Origin of the sequence: Streptomyces sp. NPDC046831, assembly GCF_040645305.1 — a bacterium.
In the GTDB taxonomy this organism is placed as follows: domain Bacteria; phylum Actinomycetota; class Actinomycetes; order Streptomycetales; family Streptomycetaceae; genus Streptomyces.
Map to the genome: position 1 here is coordinate 1 of NZ_JBEYXZ010000040.1, position 17,120 is coordinate 17,120.

General features: G+C 75.6%; 16 protein-coding genes. 12 read left to right on the forward strand and 4 right to left on the reverse strand.

Translation table 11 applies throughout. The features are described from left to right. Positions 1-2: 2 nt before the first annotated feature. A complete protein-coding gene (locus ABZ920_RS26490; RefSeq protein WP_361509883.1) occupies positions 3-395 on the forward strand; it encodes an ATP-binding protein in 393 nt (130 codons plus the stop codon). 157 nt (positions 396-552) lie between these two features. Next, positions 553-2,229, forward strand: coding sequence for a sigma-70 family RNA polymerase sigma factor (locus tag ABZ920_RS26495; RefSeq protein WP_361509886.1), 1,677 nt, complete (start codon positions 553-555; stop codon positions 2,227-2,229). Between the two features lie 498 nt (positions 2,230-2,727). On the opposite strand, the gene ABZ920_RS26500 is transcribed toward ABZ920_RS26495, so the two are convergent. Then, complete coding sequence (locus ABZ920_RS26500) at positions 2,728-2,901, reverse strand: CsbD family protein (protein ID WP_361509889.1); 174 nt, start codon at positions 2,899-2,901, stop codon at positions 2,728-2,730. A gap of 207 nt (positions 2,902-3,108) precedes the next feature. On the opposite strand from ABZ920_RS26500, the gene ABZ920_RS26505 reads away from it, so the two are divergent. The 6 genes from ABZ920_RS26505 to tsaE all read left to right on the forward strand — a co-directional run bounded on the left by ABZ920_RS26505 (position 3,109) and on the right by tsaE (position 9,357). Beyond that, complete coding sequence (locus ABZ920_RS26505; protein WP_361509892.1) at positions 3,109-3,279, forward strand: hydrophobic protein; 171 nt, start codon at positions 3,109-3,111, stop codon at positions 3,277-3,279. A 260-nt stretch (positions 3,280-3,539) separates the two neighbouring features. Further along, the gene (locus tag ABZ920_RS26510) at positions 3,540-3,911 is read left to right on the forward strand and encodes a holo-ACP synthase (protein WP_361509895.1); all 372 of its coding nucleotides are present in this window, start codon (positions 3,540-3,542) and stop codon (positions 3,909-3,911) included. Positions 3,912-4,228: 317 nt separating this feature from the next. Beyond that, on the forward strand, positions 4,229-5,662 hold the full coding sequence (locus tag ABZ920_RS26515) for an NAD(P)H-hydrate dehydratase (protein ID WP_361509898.1): 1,434 nt from the start codon (positions 4,229-4,231) through the stop codon (positions 5,660-5,662). Positions 5,663-6,132: 470 nt separating this feature from the next. Then, complete coding sequence (alr, locus tag ABZ920_RS26520) at positions 6,133-7,383, forward strand: alanine racemase (protein ID WP_361509901.1); 1,251 nt, start codon at positions 6,133-6,135, stop codon at positions 7,381-7,383. A gap of 151 nt (positions 7,384-7,534) precedes the next feature. Beyond that, entirely contained in the window at positions 7,535-8,755 is a 1,221-nt protein-coding gene (locus ABZ920_RS26525) for an alpha/beta hydrolase (protein WP_361509904.1), read from the forward strand. A gap of 92 nt (positions 8,756-8,847) precedes the next feature. Next, complete coding sequence (gene tsaE / locus ABZ920_RS26530) at positions 8,848-9,357, forward strand: tRNA (adenosine(37)-N6)-threonylcarbamoyltransferase complex ATPase subunit type 1 TsaE (RefSeq protein ID WP_361509907.1); 510 nt, start codon at positions 8,848-8,850, stop codon at positions 9,355-9,357. A gap of 965 nt (positions 9,358-10,322) precedes the next feature. Here the strand turns inward: tsaE and ABZ920_RS26535 are convergent. Next, entirely contained in the window at positions 10,323-10,880 is a 558-nt protein-coding gene (locus ABZ920_RS26535; protein WP_361509910.1) for a hypothetical protein, read from the reverse strand. Positions 10,881-10,992: 112 nt separating this feature from the next. On the opposite strand from ABZ920_RS26535, the gene tsaB reads away from it, so the two are divergent. From tsaB to ABZ920_RS26555, 4 genes are read left to right on the forward strand one after another with little or no spacing between them, the layout of a single operon-like run. After that, positions 10,993-11,646 (forward strand): tRNA (adenosine(37)-N6)-threonylcarbamoyltransferase complex dimerization subunit type 1 TsaB, encoded by a 654-nt coding sequence (gene tsaB / locus ABZ920_RS26540; protein WP_361509913.1) that lies wholly within the window; start codon positions 10,993-10,995, stop codon positions 11,644-11,646. Positions 11,647-11,705: 59 nt separating this feature from the next. Further along, positions 11,706-12,212 carry a ribosomal protein S18-alanine N-acetyltransferase gene (gene rimI / locus ABZ920_RS26545; RefSeq protein ID WP_361510000.1) on the forward strand — a complete coding sequence of 169 codons (507 nt, stop codon included), beginning with the start codon at positions 11,706-11,708 and terminating at the stop codon, positions 12,210-12,212. Further along, a complete protein-coding gene (gene tsaD, locus ABZ920_RS26550; protein WP_361509916.1) occupies positions 12,205-13,317 on the forward strand; it encodes a tRNA (adenosine(37)-N6)-threonylcarbamoyltransferase complex transferase subunit TsaD in 1,113 nt (370 codons plus the stop codon). Before rimI ends, tsaD begins: the two co-directional genes overlap by 8 nt. Further along, a complete protein-coding gene (locus ABZ920_RS26555; RefSeq protein ID WP_361509919.1) occupies positions 13,314-13,610 on the forward strand; it encodes a hypothetical protein in 297 nt (98 codons plus the stop codon). The genes tsaD and ABZ920_RS26555 overlap by 4 nt, the downstream gene beginning before the upstream one ends. Before the next feature lie 241 nt (positions 13,611-13,851). Here the strand turns inward: ABZ920_RS26555 and ABZ920_RS26560 are convergent, their stop codons facing one another. Together ABZ920_RS26560 and ABZ920_RS26565 are read right to left on the reverse strand one after the other, a co-directional pair. Next, a complete protein-coding gene (locus ABZ920_RS26560; protein ID WP_361509922.1) occupies positions 13,852-16,191 on the reverse strand; it encodes a glycoside hydrolase family 3 N-terminal domain-containing protein in 2,340 nt (779 codons plus the stop codon). Between the two features lie 25 nt (positions 16,192-16,216). After that, positions 16,217-17,116 (reverse strand): carbohydrate ABC transporter permease, encoded by a 900-nt coding sequence (locus tag ABZ920_RS26565; protein WP_361509924.1) that lies wholly within the window; start codon positions 17,114-17,116, stop codon positions 16,217-16,219. Positions 17,117-17,120: the final 4 nt, after the last annotated feature.

Consider the following 17,120-nt stretch of genomic DNA (forward strand, 5'->3'; position numbering starts at 1 on the left):
GCCTGTACATCCCGAACGACCCGCGCGCGGTCACCGTCAGCCGCCGCACCCTCCGTCTGATCCTGACCCTGCACGGTCTGATCGGGCTGGTCGATGTCGCCGAGCTGCTGGCTGCGGAGCTCGTGTCCAACGCCGTACGCCACACCAAGGGACCGGCGGCCCTGCGCGTGCACTGGCGGGCCGGGGTGCTGCGGATCGGGGCGTGGGACGCGGACCCGGGGCCGCCGGAGCCGCCGGTGCCGCTGGAGCGGGTGGTGGAGCAGGAGGAGGGACGCGGCCTGGCGCTGGTGCGGGCCTGCGCGGATCTGTGGGGCTGGCAACCGCTGTCCAGGAACGGAAACCGGGGCAAGGTCGTGTGGTGCGAGCTGGCCGCGGCTCGGGTCCCGACCGGCTGAGCACCTCGGAGGCCGTCGGCGGGCGGAACGAGTCAGGCGCGGCCGGACCGGCCGGGGTAAAGGAACACGCCTTCGAAGAACTGTTATGCGCACCGCCCTCACCGGTCTCCCAGACATCGGACATCATCGACCGGCGTCGAGGACAGGGAAGTCGTTCATGGGGACACAGCACACGGAGGACCTCGCGGCACTGGTGGCCGCCGCCCGCGAGGGCGATCCGGAGGCTCAGGACACCCTGGTCAGCGCACACCTCGCGCTGGTCTACAACGTTGTGGGCCGGGCCCTGAACGGTTCGGTCGACGTGGACGACGTGGTGCAGGACACCATGCTGCGGGCTCTCGACGGCCTGGGCGGCCTGCGCGATCCCGGCAGCTTCCGCTCCTGGCTGGTGGCCATCGCCATGAACCGCGTGCGCGCCCACTGGCAGGACCGGCAGACCGCTCCGGGCGCCGTGGAGGAGGCCGGGGACGTGGCCGATCCGGGCGCTGACTTCGTGGACCTGACCATGGTGCGGCTGCAGTTGGCCGGCCAGCGTCGGGAGACCGCGCGGGCGACGCGCTGGCTGGAGCCGGACGACCGGGCGCTGCTGTCGCTGTGGTGGCTGGAGTGCGCCGGCGAGCTGACCCGGGTCGAGGTGGCCCAGGCGCTGGGGCTGTCCGCCCAGCACACGGCGGTCCGTGTGCAGCGGATGAAGGCACAGCTCGACGCGGCCCGGGTGGTCGTACGGGCCGTCGACGCGCGGCCGCCGTGCGAGGAGCTGCGCGGGGTGCTGGCGGCCTGGGACGGCCGGCCCTCGGCGCTGTGGCGCAAGCGAATAGCCCGGCACGCCCGTGAGTGCGTGCGCTGCTCGGGGTGGTGGGGCGGACTGATGCCCGCCGAGGGGCTGCTGGCCGGTCTGGCGCTGGTCCCGGTGACCCCCGCGCTCGTGGCGGGCGTGCGCTCCGCCGTCGACCGGACGGCCCCGGCCGGGGCGGCGTCCCGGCTCGCCGCCGGGGGCGCGGGACGTCGCGGCGGGGGCGGCCGGGCGGCGGGGCGCAGCTCCGGGGACGGGCGGGCCGCCTCTCGGGGAGCCGTCCGCCGGCGTCGGCGCATACGCAGGCGGGCGGCCGTCGCGGCGGTCGTGGCGGCCGGTGTGGCGGGCGGTGGCCTGTGGTACTTCGGGACCGGTCCCGGCGGTGGGGGCGATGCCGACACGACGGCGCGGCCCGTCGGCGAGCCCGTCGTGGACCTCTCCGCCTCCGGCACCCTCCCCGGGAGCCCGCCGGCCCCGGCCTCCGCGTCCGCCTCTCCCTCCGCGTCGGCGTCGCCGTCGCCGTCCGCGTCCAAGAGCGCGAGCCCGTCCAGGAGCCCCCGGCCGGGCAGGAGCACGCCGCCGACGCCGGCGCCGACGCCGAAACCGGCTCCGCCGAAGCGGCCCGCGCCCGGCACGCCGTCCGCGCGGCCGGCCCCCTCGGGCACGGTGGCGCAGGTCGTCGCGCTGGTGAACCAGGAACGGGCGGCCGCCGGTTGCGGTCCGCTCACGGAGGACGCGCAGCTGGACGCCGCCGCGCAGGGCCACTCCGACGACATGGCCGCGCGCGACTTCTTCGACCACACCAACCCCGACGGCGCCGACCCCGGCCGACGCATCACCGCCGCGGGCTACCGGTGGTCGACGTACGGGGAGAACATCGCCATGGGCCAGCAGACCCCGGAGTCGGTGATGGACTCCTGGATGAACAGCCCGGGGCACCGCGCCAACATCCTCAACTGCGCCTTCAAGAACATCGGCGTCGGCATCCACCGGGGTTCCGGCGGGCCGTGGTGGACGCAGAACTTCGGCGCCAGGTCCTGAGGTCCGAAGCGCCCGCGGGATCGTGCTCCCGGCCGCCTGACGGAACGGTCCGTTCCGGCGGGAGGCGGGGCCGGAGTCACCCGGGTGAAGGTCAGCCGGCCGGGTGAAACGTTCGGTATTCCGGGGCTGCCGGAATTCCGATCGATCATGAATGCCGCGTCGGCGCGGTGTGCCTCGGGGGCACCGAAAGGCCTATGGGGACGCTCTGCGGGTGTTTTCCCGCGTCATTGCCGCGCTTCGCCGAGCGGATTACCGCGGTGCTTGCGGGTGCGCGTGATTCGAATATGCCGGTGAAGGCCTCGCAGTGGACCGCATGCGGTGAATCCCCCGTGGGGGAACGCCGGCGGTGAGCCGCACGCCGTGGTGCGTATCCGGCGAACGGGAACGGCCCGCAGTGCGCGTACCCGGTGGCGCGCGACGGCCGGCGCGCGCGAAAGCAGTGTGGAGCGCCCCCAGTCGCTGGGGGCGCTCCACACCTGACTGCGGCAGACGACCGGCTCAGTGCCGGAAGACGTCCTTCGTCTTCTCCTTGGCCTCGCGGGCGTCGCCGCGCGACTGCTCCATGCGGCCCTCGGCCTCCATGCGCTCGTTGCCGACCGCCCGGCCCGCGGTCTCCTTGAGCTTGCCCTTGGCCTGCTCGGTCTTGGCCTGCGCCTTCTGGTTGTCAGCCATGGGGTTCACATCCTCAGGTCGTTGGCGTCTCGTGATGTTCGGGTTTCCGCCGACGGTCCCGTCAAACGCCGCCATTTCGCGTATCGGCCGATCGGGTGACTCTTCGCGAACTCCCCAACTTTCCCTGCGAGTCGGGGAAAAAACCATGGAGATCGAATGCTTGCCCGGCCGATGAGCGGGCATCCGGAGCAGCGGAGGTTGATAGACATGGTTCCCTTGCTTCTCGTTCTTCTGCTCGCCCTGGTCCTCTTCGGCGCGGGATTCGCGGTGAAGGCGCTGTGGTGGATTGCCGTCATCGTGCTCGTGGCCTGGCTGCTCGGGTTCGTCCTCCGTTCGGCGGACGCGGGTGGCCGGCGCGGCCGCTGGTACCGCTGGTAACGGCGCACGTCCACGCGCCTGTGGGGCCCCGGCTTCGGCCGGGGCCCCACACGTGTGTGCGGGGGTGCGCCGATCCGGGGCGGCGGCCGCGCACCGGTGCACGTAGGGTGCGGAAAGTGTGAAATCGGGCGTGACCGGGGGGCCGGTGGGCACCCGCGTCTCGTCGGGCGCCGGTGCGCAACGGGAACCCGCGCCTCCACCCCGGCGCCCGGCATCCGCCTCGCCCCCGTGCCGAGCCGGTCGCGCGTAGGCTGCCCGGCATGAGCATCATCGGGGTAGGCATCGACGTGGCCGAGATCGACCGGTTCGCCGCGTCGCTGGAGCGTACGCCCCATCTCGTGCAGCGCCTGTTCCGGGAGAGCGAGCTGCTGCTGCCCTCCGGAGAGCGCCGGGGTGTCGCCTCGCTCGCCGCGCGCTTCGCCGCCAAGGAGGCCGTCGCCAAGGCACTCGGCGCCCCGGCCGGTCTGCACTGGACGGACGCGGAGGTCTACGTCGAGGACTCCGGGCAGCCCCGCCTGCGGGTGCGGGGCACGGTGGCGGCCCGCGCGGCCGAACTGGGGGTCCGCTCCTGGCACATCTCCCTGAGCCACGACGCGGGGGTGGCCTCGGCGGTGGTGATCGCGGAGGGCTGAGCGGCGGCACCCATGGCGTCCGGCGGGTGGGCGCGGAATCCGTGACCGGCGGGGCCCGTGCGCCCGGCGCCTCGGTACGGGGCCCGTGCGCCCGGCGGTCGGTACGGGGCCCGTGACAGGCGGGAACCTCGTGCGTGATGGTTCGGTGCAGGACCCGGGACGGGCAGGGGCCCGTCGGCCGCCGCTGCCTGACAACCTGTCAACACCGGGTGGCTCGCCGTCCGGCACGCGTGTCGCCGCCCGTCGCCGGGCGCGGATGACGCGCCGGGGCCGACCGGACGTGCGGTACCGGGCGCATCCGGGGCAGACTCGACCGCATGCGTACCGCGTACAGCGTAGAGACGGTAAGGACGGCCGAACGCGAGCTGATGGCGAGGCTCCCCGACGGCGCCCTCATGCAGCGGGCCGCCGCCGGACTGGCCGCCGCCTGCGCGGACCTGCTCGGCCGCGTCTACGGGCGCCGGATCGTGCTCCTCGTGGGCAGCGGGGACAACGGCGGGGACGCCCTGTACGCCGGCGCCCGCCTCGCCCGCCGCGGCGCCGGTGTCACCGCGGTGCCGCTCGCCCCGGACCGCACCCACCCCGGCGGTCTGGCCGCCCTGCGCCGCGCGGGCGGCGCGGTCGTGCGGCCCGCGGACGCCGGCGACCTGATCGACCGGGCCGACCTGGTCGTCGACGGCATCGTCGGCATCGGCGGCACGGGCGGCCTGCGCCCCGACGCCGCGCCGCTGGCCGAGCGGGCGGCCGCGTCCCGGGCCGCGGTCGTCGCCGTGGACCTGCCGAGCGGGGTGGAGGCCGACACGGGTGAGGTGCGCGGAGCCGCCGTCCGCGCCGACCTCACCGTCACCTTCGGCGCCCACAAGCCGGGGCTGCTGATCGACCCGGCGCGGGAGTACGCCGGCACGGTCCGGCTCGTCGACATCGGCCTCGATCTGCCCGCCACCCCCGAACTCCAGGCGCTGCAGCACGCGGACGTGGCCCGGCTGCTGCCGCTGCCCGCCGGCGAGAGCGACAAGTACCGGCGGGGCGTGGTCGGCATCGCCGCCGGTTCCGCCCGCTATCCGGGCGCCGCCGTGCTCGCCGTGTCGGGCGCGCTGCGCGGCGGGGCGGGTGCGGTGCGCTACGTCGGTCCCGCCGGGCAGACCGTGATCGCCCGCTTCCCCGAGACGCTCGTGTCCGACCGGGGGCCGCACAAGGCGGGCCGCGTGCAGGCGTGGGTGGTCGGACCCGGAGCCGGGGACGACGCCGCCACCGTCGCCGAGGTGATGGCGACGGACGTGCCCGTGCTGATCGACGCCGACGGGCTGCGGCTGGCCGACCGGGACGCCGTACGGGCCCGCACGGCGCCGACCCTGATGACCCCGCACGCCGGCGAGGCCGCCGCGCTGCTCGGCGTGACCCGCGAGGAGGTGGAGGGCGCCCGGCTGTCGTCCGTCCGCGAACTCGCCGCCCGTTACGGGGCCACCGTGCTGCTCAAGGGGTCGACCACCCTGGTCGCCGCGCCGGACGGCGGTCCCGTCCGGGCCAACCCGACCGGGACGCCCTGGCTCGCCACGGCCGGCAGCGGTGACGTGCTGTCGGGCCTGGCCGGATCACTGCTGGCGGCGGGCCTGTCCGCGCGGGACGCGGGCAGCGTGGCGGCCTACCTGCACGGCCTCGCCGGCCGCTTCGCCGCGGACGGGGCACCGGCGGGCGCCCACGACGTGGCGGAGATGATCCCAGAAGCGTGGCGGGACGTGCGGGACGCGTAGGGCCGTCGGGCAGGTGACGCCGGCCGTGCGCCCTCCGGGCCGGACGGGCGGCGCGCACCGCGCCGGGCCGCTTCGCCGGCCGGGCGACACGTTCTCCGCCGGGCCGCGCGGAACCGACCGAACGGCTGGACCTGCTCGGAGCTTTGGCTGTCCGTAACGTCCGGATCCGTCCGAAACGCTCGGCCCTGTCGGGACGGACGGCTCCCTCGGGCCCGCGCACGCCCGCCCTGCCCGGACGCCCGCCCCTGTCTGATGGCACACATTTCCCCGCCGGTCCGCGCGCGTCCGGTCGGGCCGAGCGGTGCCACCCGGTACCGCGCGGGCGCTCCGGGCCCTCAACCGCCGTGCGCGGGGCCGCCCCGAGGGTGCCGTTCCGGGGCGGGAGGGCGCCCCGTGCCGGGACCCGTGCCCGTGGGACGCGGCCCCGGTGCCGCCGGGCCGCGCGGCCCCTCTGAGACACTGGGGGCGCGATGACTGAGACAGCACACCCGCGGACGGCACCGCTGCGTGCCCGCGCCGAGATCGATCTGGCCGCCCTCCGGTCCAACGTCCGTGCCCTGCGCGCCCGGACGTCCGGCGCGGCCCTCATGGCCGTGGTCAAGTCCGACGCCTACGGCCACGGCGCCGTCCCGTGCGCCCGCGCGGCGCTCGCCGCGGGAGCCACCTGGCTCGGCACCGCCACGCCCGAGGAGGCCCTCGCCCTGCGCGCGGCCGGGCTGGCGCCGGAGCAGGTCAGGATCATGTGCTGGCTGTGGACGCCCGGCGGTCCATGGCGGGAGGCCGTCGAGGCCGACCTGGACGTGTCGGTGAGCGGCACGTGGGCGCTGGAGGAGGTCCGCGAGGCCGCCCGGCAGGCGGGACGGCCCGCGCGCGTGCAGCTCAAGGCCGACACCGGGCTGGGGCGCGCCGGCTGCCAGCCCGCCGACTGGGCCGAACTCGTCGCCGCGGCCCTGCGCGCCGAGGCCGACGGCCTCGTCCGCGTCACCGGACTGTGGTCCCACTTCGCCTGCGCCGACGAGCCGGGCCACCCCTCCATCGCCGCCCAGCTCACCCGGTTCCGCGAGATGGTGGCGTACGCCGAGGCCCAGGGCCTGCGGCCCGAGGTGCGGCACATCGCCAACTCGCCCGCCGCGCTCAGCATCCCCGAGGCCCATTTCGACCTCGTACGCACCGGGATCGCCCTCTACGGCATCTCGCCCAGCCCCGAGCTGGGCACCCCGGCCGATTTCGGGCTGCGGCCCGTGATGACCCTGTCCGCCTCGCTGGCGCTGGTGAAGCACGTGCCGGGCGGCCACGGCGTCAGTTACGGGCACCACTACGTCACTCCGGGCCGCACGACCCTCGGCCTCGTGCCCGTCGGCTACGCGGACGGCGTCCCGCGCCACGCCTCCGGCACCGGGCCGGTCCTGGTCGGCGGCAAGTGGCGGACGGTCGCGGGGCGGGTGGCCATGGACCAGTTCGTGGTGGACCTGGGCGGCGACGAGCCCGAAGTCGGCTCCGAGGCGGTGCTGTTCGGGCCCGGCGACCGGGGCGAGCCCACCGCCGAGGACTGGGCACAGGCCGTGGGGACCATCGCCTACGAGATCGTCACCCGGATCGGGACGCGCGTTCCCCGCGTCCACGTGAACGAAGTCGAGGACGTGAACGTGGACGTCTGCGGGAACGAGGACGTCCATGGCGACGACGACACGAACGGACCGGCGAGCCGGCGGCACGGATAACCGGCGGCGCGTCCCGGCGCCGTCGTGCCCCCGGCGACACGAGGACCGCCGCCACGGCACCCCCGGCCCCGTCGGCACCGGCGACGGCCCCCGGGGCGGGCCACGCCACAGTGAACGCACCGAACTGCAGTACGGCGAGGAGGAGCGGGACGTGAGCGAGAGCAGCGCGGAGGCCGCAGCGGCCGCCGCCTCCGCCGCGGCCGGGCCCGGCTGGCGCAGGGCGACCGGCGTCGCCGGCGTCGCGCTGGGCGTGCTCGCCGCGGGCGCCGCCGCGGGGGTCGCCATAGAACGGATGACCGTCGGACGCGGTATACGCAGGAAGGCCCGGCTCGCCCTGGACACGGCCGCGCCCTTCGGGACGCTGCGCGGCACCCCCGGCACCGCGCACGCCGACGACGGCACCGAGCTGTACTACGAGGTCGACGACCTCGACCCGGACGGCGCCGCCCTCGCCCCGCGGCGCCGCCGGCTCTTCGGGCGCAAGGCCCCCGCCCCCCTCACCGTGATATTCAGCCACGGCTACTGCCTCAGCCAGGACTCCTGGCACTTCCAGCGCGCGGCGCTGCGCGGCGTCGTCCGCACGGTGCACTGGGACCAGCGCAGCCACGGCCGCTCCGGCCGGGGCGTGTCCCAGGTGCGGGACGGCATACCGGTCGACATCGACCGGCTGGGCCGCGACCTCAAGGCCGTCATAGACGCCGCCGCCCCCGAGGGCCCGCTCGTCCTCGTCGGGCACTCGATGGGCGGCATGACGGTCATGGCCCTGGCGGCCCACTATCCCGAGCTCATCCGCGACCGGGTCGTCGCCACCGCCTTCGTGGGCACCTCCTCGGGGCGGCTCGGCGAGGTCAACTTCGGACTGCCCGTCGCCGGCGTCAACGCGGTCCGGCGGGTCCTGCCCGGCGTGCTGAAGGCGCTCGGGCAGCGGGCGGAACTGGTCGAGCGGGGACGGCGTGCCACGGCCGACCTGTTCGCCGGGATCATCAAGCGGTACTCGTTCGGATCCCGGGACGTCGACCCGGCGGTCGCCCGGTTCGCCGAACGGATGATCGAGAGCACGCCGATCGACGTGGTCGCCGAGTTCTACCCGGCCTTCACCGAGCACGACAAGACCGAGGCGCTGGCCTGCTTCCGGGACATACCCGTGCTCGTGCTCGCCGGGGTGGACGACCTCGTCACGCCCAGCGAGCACAGCGAGGCGATCGCGGACCTGCTGCCGGACGCGGAACTGGTGCTGGTCCCGGACGCCGGGCACCTGGTCATGCTGGAACACCCGCAGGTCGTCACCGACCGCCTCGCCGACCTCCTCGTCCGCACCGGGGCGGTGTCCACCACGGCTACCGTGGGTGGCTGCGACTCCGCCTCCTCCTGACATGACGGAGGTGGCCGCCGGCCCCGGGCTGCGGTCCGGCCCCGGCCGGCCCCTGCGGGGTGTGATCGGTATCTACTGCGAGTGAGTGAGTGATGGTGGAAGAAAGCGCGGCGCCGCCCCCCTCGGCCGAGTTGATCGTCCATTCGCCCGACCAGATGCGGGAGCTGGGCCGGAAGCTCGCCAAGCTGCTGCGCGCGGGCGACCTCGTGATGCTCACCGGGGAGCTCGGCGCGGGCAAGACGACGCTGACCCGCGGGCTGGGCGAAGGACTCGGCGTGCGCGGCGCCGTCACCTCCCCGACGTTCGTGATCGCCCGGGTGCACCCGTCCCTCGGCGACGGCCCGCCGCTGGTCCACGTCGACGCCTACCGGCTGTCCGGTGGACTGGACGAGATGGAGGACCTGGACCTCGACGTCTCACTGCCGGAATCGGTCGTCGTCGTGGAGTGGGGCGAGGGCCGGATGGAGGAGCTGACCGACGACCGGCTGCACGTCCTCATCCACCGGGCCGTCGGCGACACCACCGACGAGGTCCGGCACGTGACGCTGACCGGGATCGGCACGCGGTGGGCGCAGACGGACCTCGGGGCGCTCGCGGCCTGAACGGGTGAACACCGGACCGGACCGGGCCGGACCGCCGCCCGGACGGCGCAGGAGGCCGGCGCCCGGGTACCCCGGTCGGGCGACGCCGGGAACGCCACCGCCCCGTGGGGCGGACCCGCGCGCGGGCAGCCTGCCGGGGCACCGACGGACGCCCCGCCAGCCGCTCCGGTCGGCCGGTCGCCTGCACCGATGACGCCGAGCCGGCGGCCCGCCGCTGGCGCCGGCGGCCGCAAGACGGGCCGGCTCGGCGGACGGCGGCGGCTGCCCGGCGAGCGGCCCGCAGACCGCGGTGACAGAGGGGCGGCCGGCGGCCCGCAGACGTGGTGGCACCGTGGCGGTCGGCTCGCGTGCGGCGCGGGCAGTGCGGGGGCGGTCGGCTCGGCGGACGGCGGTGGGAGCGCGGTGGCCGGCTTGCGACGGTGGCGAGCGGCCCGCAGACCGCGGTGACAGAGCGGCGGCCGGCGGCCCGCAGACGTGGTGGCACCGTGGCGACAGGCGCGCACGCGGCGCGGGCAGTGCGGGGCGGTCGGCTCGGCGGACGGCGGTGGCTGCGCGGTGGGCGGCTTGCGATGGCGGCGAGCGGCCCGCAGACCGCGGTGGCAGCGGCGGCGGTCGGCGGTGGCAGCACGGCCGGCGCCCCGCAGACGTGGCGGCACCGTGGCGACAGGCGCGCACGCGGCGCGGGCAGCGCGGGGGCGGTCGGCTCGGCGGACGGCGGTGGCTGCGCGGTGGGCGGCTTGCGACGGTGGCGAGCGGCCCGCAGACCGCGGTGGCAGCGGCGGCGGTCGGCGGTGGCAGGGCGGGGGTCGGCGGTGGCGGCACGGCCGGCGGCCCGCAGACGTGGTGGCGCCGTGGCGGTCGGCTCGCGTGCGGCGCGGGCAGTGCGGGGGCGGTCGGTGCGCAGGGACGGCGGTGGCCGCGTGGGGCCGGCCCCGGAGCGGTGGCGGTCACACGGCTGTCGGCCGTCACCTGATGACGACGACCTTCTGGCCGATGGTGGCGAACATCCACATCGCCTCGCCGTCCGCACGGGACTCGCGGATGCCGCCGGTCCTGACGGCCGGGTCGGGCGTCGGCGTCGTGCCGTCCACGGCGGCGCTGAAGCCGATGACGGTGTCGTCCACGGTGGCGAACCGCACGACGTGCTCGACGGGCACCCCGTCGGTGCCGGTGACCGCGCCCGCACGGGAGGTCACCGCGTAGGTGCCCGGCAGGGGGTCGACGCTGCCGGGCATGACCTTGAAGGTGTTCTCGACCCTGTTGCCCGGGCCGACCAGCCACACCCGGTCGTCGTCCACCGAGTACACGACCCGTTCGCCCGTGCCCGAGCCGCCGGGCAGGGCGGTCGGACGGCGTTTGTCGCGGGGTGCCTTGGTGGCGCTCGCCGTGGGACTCGCACTCGGATCGGGGCGGCCGCCCAGGCCCGGCGGAACGGTCCCCTGCGCCTGGTGGGCGAGGAAGCCGACCGCGGCGACGGCCACCGCGGTGAGCCCGGCAACGATTCCCGAGCTGCTCCCTGCCACCTCGTCCACCTCTGCCTCGCGTCGTACGGGCTGCCCTCCCGGGACCGTAGCAGCCGGGGGGCGCCGGGCCCGGGCGGCCGTGCGCGGCCCGCGGGAGCCGTAGGCTGTTTGCGTGCTCTTGCTCGCTCTGGATACCGCCACCCCCGCCGTCACCGTCGCCCTGCACGACGGGTCGGCCGTCATCGCCTCGTCGAGCCAGGTGGACGCCCGTCGGCACGGGGAACTGCTGCTGCCGGCCGTCGACCGGGTGCTCTGCGAGGCCGGGCTGAAGCTGGACGCCGTCACGGGCGTCGTGGTCGGCGTCGGCCCCGGCCCGTACACCGGGCTGCGCGTCGGGCTGATGACCGCCGACACCCTCGGGCTCGCCCTCGGCGTCCCGGTGCACGGCGTGTGCACGCTCGACGGCCTCGCCTACGCGGCCGACGTCCCCGGCCCCTTCGTCGTGGCGACCGACGCCCGCCGCAAGGAGGTCTACTGGGCCCGGTACGCCGATTCCCGCACCCGCGTCACCGACCCGGCCGTGGACCGGCCCGCCGACATCGCCGCCGAGGTCGCGGAGCTGCCCGCCGTCGGCGCGGGCGCGCTGCTCTACCCCGACACCTTCCCCAGGGCCTACGAGCCCGAGCACGTCTCGGCGGCCGCCCTGGCCTGCCTGGCGGCCGAACGCCTGGCCGCCGGGGAGGAGCTGCCCGCGCCCCGGCCGCTGTACCTGCGCCGGCCGGACGCCCAGGTGCCCAAGAACTACAAGGTGGTCACCCCCAAGTGACAGGACAGACGACGGCCGGGCCCGCGACCGGCGGCCCCTCGGCTCCCGTTCTGCGCGAGATGCGCTGGTGGGACATCGATCCCGTGCTGGAGCTGGAGCGTCAGCTGTTCCCCGAGGACGCCTGGTCCCGGGGCATGTTCTGGTCCGAGCTGGCGCACGCCCGCGGCCCGGAGGCGACCCGGCGCTACCTGGTCGCCGAGGACGGCGGCCGGATCGTCGGGTACGCGGGCCTCGTCGCCTCCGGCGACCAGGCGGACGTCCAGACGATCGCCGTCGCCCGCGACCACTGGGGCACCGGGCTCGGCTCCCGGCTGCTGGCCGAACTGCTGCGGGCGGCGACCGCCTTCGAGTGCGCCGAGATCATGCTCGAGTGCCGGGTGGACAACGTCCGCGCGCAGAAGCTCTACGAGCGCTTCGGCTTTGAACCCATCGGCTTCAGGCGCGGCTACTACCAGCCGGGGAACGTGGACGCCCTGGTGATGCGCCTGTCCCCAGCGTCCGACGGCGGCCCCGCCGCGGACGCCCCCACCGTCAACGGCGTACAAGGAACCCAGATCCATGGCTGACCTGCGGGACGAACCGCTCGTCCTCGGCATCGAGACCTCCTGCGACGAGACCGGCGTCGGCATCGTCCGCGGCACCACCCTGCTGGCGGACGCGGTCGCCTCCAGCGTCGACGAGCACGCCCGCTTCGGCGGCGTCGTGCCCGAGGTCGCCTCCAGAGCCCACCTGGAGGCGATGGTGCCGACCATCGAGCGCGCGCTGAAGGAGGCGGGCGTCACCGCGAAGGACCTGGACGGCATCGCGGTCACCGCCGGCCCCGGCCTGGCCGGCGCCCTGCTGGTCGGGGTCTCGGCGGCGAAGGCGTACGCCTACGCGCTGGGCAAGCCGCTGTACGGCGTCAACCACCTCGCCTCCCACATCTGCGTCGACCAGCTGGAGCACGGCCCGCTCCCGGAGCCGACGATGGCGCTGCTGGTCAGCGGCGGCCACTCGTCCCTGCTGCTGTCCTCGGACATCACCTCCGACGTGCGGCCCATGGGCGCGACGATCGACGACGCCGCGGGCGAGGCCTTCGACAAGATCGCCCGGGTGCTGAACCTCGGCTTCCCCGGCGGCCCGGTCATCGACCGGTACGCCCGCGAGGGCGACCCGCAGGCGATCGCGTTCCCGCGGGGCCTGACCGGCCCGCGCGACCCGGCGTACGACTTCTCCTTCTCCGGCCTGAAGACGGCGGTGGCCCGCTGGATCGAGGCCAGGCGGGCAGCGGGGGAGGAGGTCCCGGTGCGGGACGTGGCGGCCTCCTTCCAGGAGGCGGTCGTGGACGTGCTGACGCGCAAGGCCGTACGGGCCTGCAAGGACGAGGGCGTCGACCACCTGATGATCGGCGGCGGTGTCGCGGCCAACTCCCGGCTGCGCGCGCTGGCGCAGGAGCGCTGCGAGGCGGCCGGCATCCGGCTGCGGGTGCCGCGCCCCAAGCTGTGCACGGACAACGGCGCGATGGTCGCCGCGCTCGGCGCGGAGATGGTGGCCCGGGGCCGTACGGCGTCGGACTGGGACCTGTCGGCGGACTCGTCCCTGCCGGTGACGGACCCGCACGTGCCCGGCGGGAACCACGCCCACGGTCACGACCACGTGCACGAGAGCGGCGAGGGGAACCTGTACGCGTGACGGTGGCGGTGATGTGGGAGGCCCGGGCGGTCGCGGGCCGCGGTGAGGAACTGCTGACCTGGGCCCGGACCCGGGAACTCCCGGTGAGGCCCCTGCGCAGGGAGACCTTCCGGGCGCCGCAGGAGCGCGTCCTGGTCATCACCTGGTGGGACGCGCCCTACGACGCCGACCTGCCGGAACTGCCCGAACCGGGCGGGGACATGGTGACCCGGGCGGTGCACCGGTGGCGGTTCGAGTCCATGGGCGAGGACACGCCGGACGGAGGCCCGCCGGCCGCGGCGCCGGCGCCCTGAGGCACGAGCGGCACCGGGGGAGGGGCGCGTGTGCCGCGCCCCTTCGCCGGTCGGGGGCCGGGCACGGACGGCCCGCCGCGCCGAGAACCCCGTAGGGCAGCCCGGGCGGCTGCGGGAACGACGAGGGTGCAGCCGGCCGTTGTCGGCGCTCTCCCCCGGGGGACTCCGTTCCGGCACGGAGACGGTCTGCCCGGCGCCCCAGGGGCACGGATCGCGTGGCGTCGGCCTTGGCGGCCGCGGATCACTCCGCCTGGGAGACGTCCGCCGGCGAGACGTCCGCGGGCGACACCTGCGTCCCGCACCGCAGCCGCCGGTCGGCGCCCAGCACCCGCAGCGGTCCCGTCAGCGTCAGGCGGACCGTGTGCCGGACGTCCGTCGTCGAGGCCGCCAGCCTCAGTTCCACGGCCCCGGGCTCGACCACCCGGGCGCCGGTGCGGTCGGTGAACGCCGACAGGTCCGCGTGGAAGCGGAAGGTCACGCGCTTCGCCTCGCCCGGGGCCAGGTCCACGCGCCGGTAGCCGATCAGGCGGACGTCCGGACGCGTCACCGACGCCACCGGGTCGTGCAGATAGAGCTGGACCACCTCCGCGCCCTCCCGGTCACCGGTGTTGCGGACCGTGAGCGAGAGGTCGTACGAGCCGTCCGTGCCGATCACCGCGACGTCCTCACCCGCGAAGTCGCTCCAGGCGAACGCCGTGTAGGAGCGGCCGTGCCCGAAGGGGTACAGCGGGGTCGGGTCCAGGCTGCTGACCTCGCCGGCCAGGCCCAGCGGGGGCTGGAGGTACGTCCACGGCTGGCCCCCCGGGGCCCGCGGCACGCTGACGGGGAGCCGGCCCGACGGGTTCACCCGGCCCGACAGGACGCCCGCCACGGCGGCGCCGCCCTCCTCGCCGGGGAAGAACGCCTGCACCGTCGCGCCCAGCCGGCCGTGGAAGCGGCCGAGCGCGTACGGCCGGCCGGTGAGCAGGACGAGGACCACCGGCACGCCCGTCGCCAGCAGCGCCTCCAGCAGTTCGCCCTGGACGCCGGGCAGGGACAGGTCCGCCACGTCGCAGCCCTCGCCCGACGTGCCCCGGCCGAACAGGCCCGAGCGGTCGCCGAGCACCGCGACGCACACGTCCGCCTCCGCCGCGCGCGCGACCGCCTCCGTGAAGCCGGAGACGTCCGGCTCCAAGACCCCGCAGCCCTCGGCGAACGTCACCTTGGCGTCGGGGAGTTCGGTGCGCAGCGCGTCGAGCAGCGTCGGGATCTCGATGCCGGTGGGCACCTCGGGGTGCTGGGTGCCCACGTGGGAGGGGAAGGAGTAGCAGCCCAGCATGGCGAGCGCGTCCGCCGCCCGGGGGCCGGCCACCGCGATGCGCAGGCCGGGGGAGAGCGGCAGCAGGCCGTCCGGGTTGGACAGCAGGACCACCGACTCCTCCGCCAGCCTGCGGGCCACCGCCCGGTTCGCCGGGGAGTCCAGGTCGACGGACTCGGGCACCGCCGGCTGCCAGTCCTCGTCCAGCAGGCCCAGTTCGCACTTCTGGAGCAGGATGCGGCGGGCGGCCCGGTCCACCAGCGCCTCCGGGACCGTGCCCCGCCGCACCGCCTCGACCAGGTCCTCGCCGTAGCACTTCAGCGTCGGCAGCTCCACGTCGATCCCGGCGCGCAGTGCCAGGTGCGCCGCCTCGGCCGGGCTGCCGGCGACCCGGTGCAGGGTCCGCAGGAAGTCGATGCCGAAGTAGTCGGCGACGACCGTGCCGGTGAAGCCCCACTCCTCCCGCAGCAGCCCGGTCAGCAGGTGCGGGTCCGCCGACGCCGGGACGCCGTCGGTCTCGGTGTACGCCGCCATCACCGAGCGGGCGCCGCCCTCCCGCAGCGCCATCTCGAAGGGCGGCAGGGTCACGTCGGCGAACTCCCGCGTGCCCGCCCGCACCGGGGCGAGGTTGCGGGCGCCCGCCGAGGAGGCGTACCCGGCGAAGTGCTTCAGCGTGGCGACGATCCCGGCCGCCTCCAGGCCCCGCACGTAGGCGGTGCCGATCGTGCCGACCAGGTAGGGGTCCTCGCCGATCGTCTCCTCCACCCGGCCCCAGCGCGGATCGCGGACGACGTCCAGGACGGGCGCGAGGCCCTGGTGGACGCCGACCGCGCGCAGGTCGGCCCCGATCCGGCGGGCCATCTCCTCGACCAGGTCCGGGTCGAAGGACGCCCCCCAGGCCAGCGGCACCGGGTAGGCCGTGGCGCGCCAGGCGGTGAAGCCGGCCAGGCACTCCTCGTGCGCGACGGCCGGGATGCCGAAGCGGCCCGCCGCCATGATCCGGCGCTGGGCGGCGGCCAGGGAGCGGGCGCCCACGGCCGGGTCCACGGGAGCCGTGCCGAAGGAGCGGGTGAGCTGGCCGAGGCCCCGGGCGATCAGCTCGTCCCAGTCGTGATCGGTGTCCATGGCCTGCTGGTGCGGGGCGACCCCGGCGCCGTCCGTCGCGGCACCGACCCACACGCCGTACAGCTGGGCGGTCTTCTCCTCCAGGGTCATCCGGGTCAGCAGGTCGTCGACGCGGGCGGCGGCGGGCAGGGCGGGGTCGCGCCAGGGGGCGGTGGTCATGAAACTCCTGTCGGGACGCAGGGGGTCACTTGCCGCCCACCCCCATCAGCCCGCCCACCAGGGTGCGGCGGGCCACCAGGTAGACGGTGAAGATCGGGATGCCGGAGAGGACGACCGAGGCGAGCAGGGCGGGGATGTTCACGCCGAACTGGCTGACGTAGTTGAACAGGCCGAGGGTCAGCACGCGCGGGCCGTCCGACTGGGTGAAGATCAGCGGGAAGAGGAAGCCGTTCCACGCCTGCAGGGCGGAGTAGACGACGACGGTGCCGATGCCGCCCCGGGCCAGCGGGACGACCATCTGGAACAGCATCCGCGTGGTGGAGGCGCCGTCCAGCGCCATCGCCTCGTACAGCTCCTCGGAGATGTCGCGCAGGGTGCCGGTGAGGATCAGCACGGACACCGGCATCGCGAACGCCGCGGTCGGCAGGATGATCGCGAGCAGGCTGTCGTAGAGGTTCAGCTTGGCGATCATCAGGTACAGGGGGACGACGACCGCCTGCGCCGGGATCGCGACGCCGAGCAGGAACAGGCGGAAGGCGGCCGTGGAGAAGAAGGTGCGCGACCGCACGGCCACGTAGGCGAGCGGGACGCACAGCGCCAGGACGATCGCCACGACCGCCGCGGCCACGATCGCCGTGTTCGCCAGGAAGTGGCCGAAGCCGCTGTGCAGGACGGTGTCGTAGTTCTCCAGGGTCGGGTCGGCCGGCGGCCGCAGCGCGTTGTGGCCCAGCACCCGGTCCTGGCGGGTCAGCGACGCCGAGATCATCGCGTAGACCGGGACGACGACGACCACCAGCCACACGGCGGCGCCCAGGCCGGCGAGCCGGTTCGGGCGCCTGGACCAGTGCCGGCCGCGGCGCGGACGCGGCGGGGACGCGGGCGGCCCGGCCGCCGTCACCGGTCGGGGCAACGTGTCGTGCGACACCGGC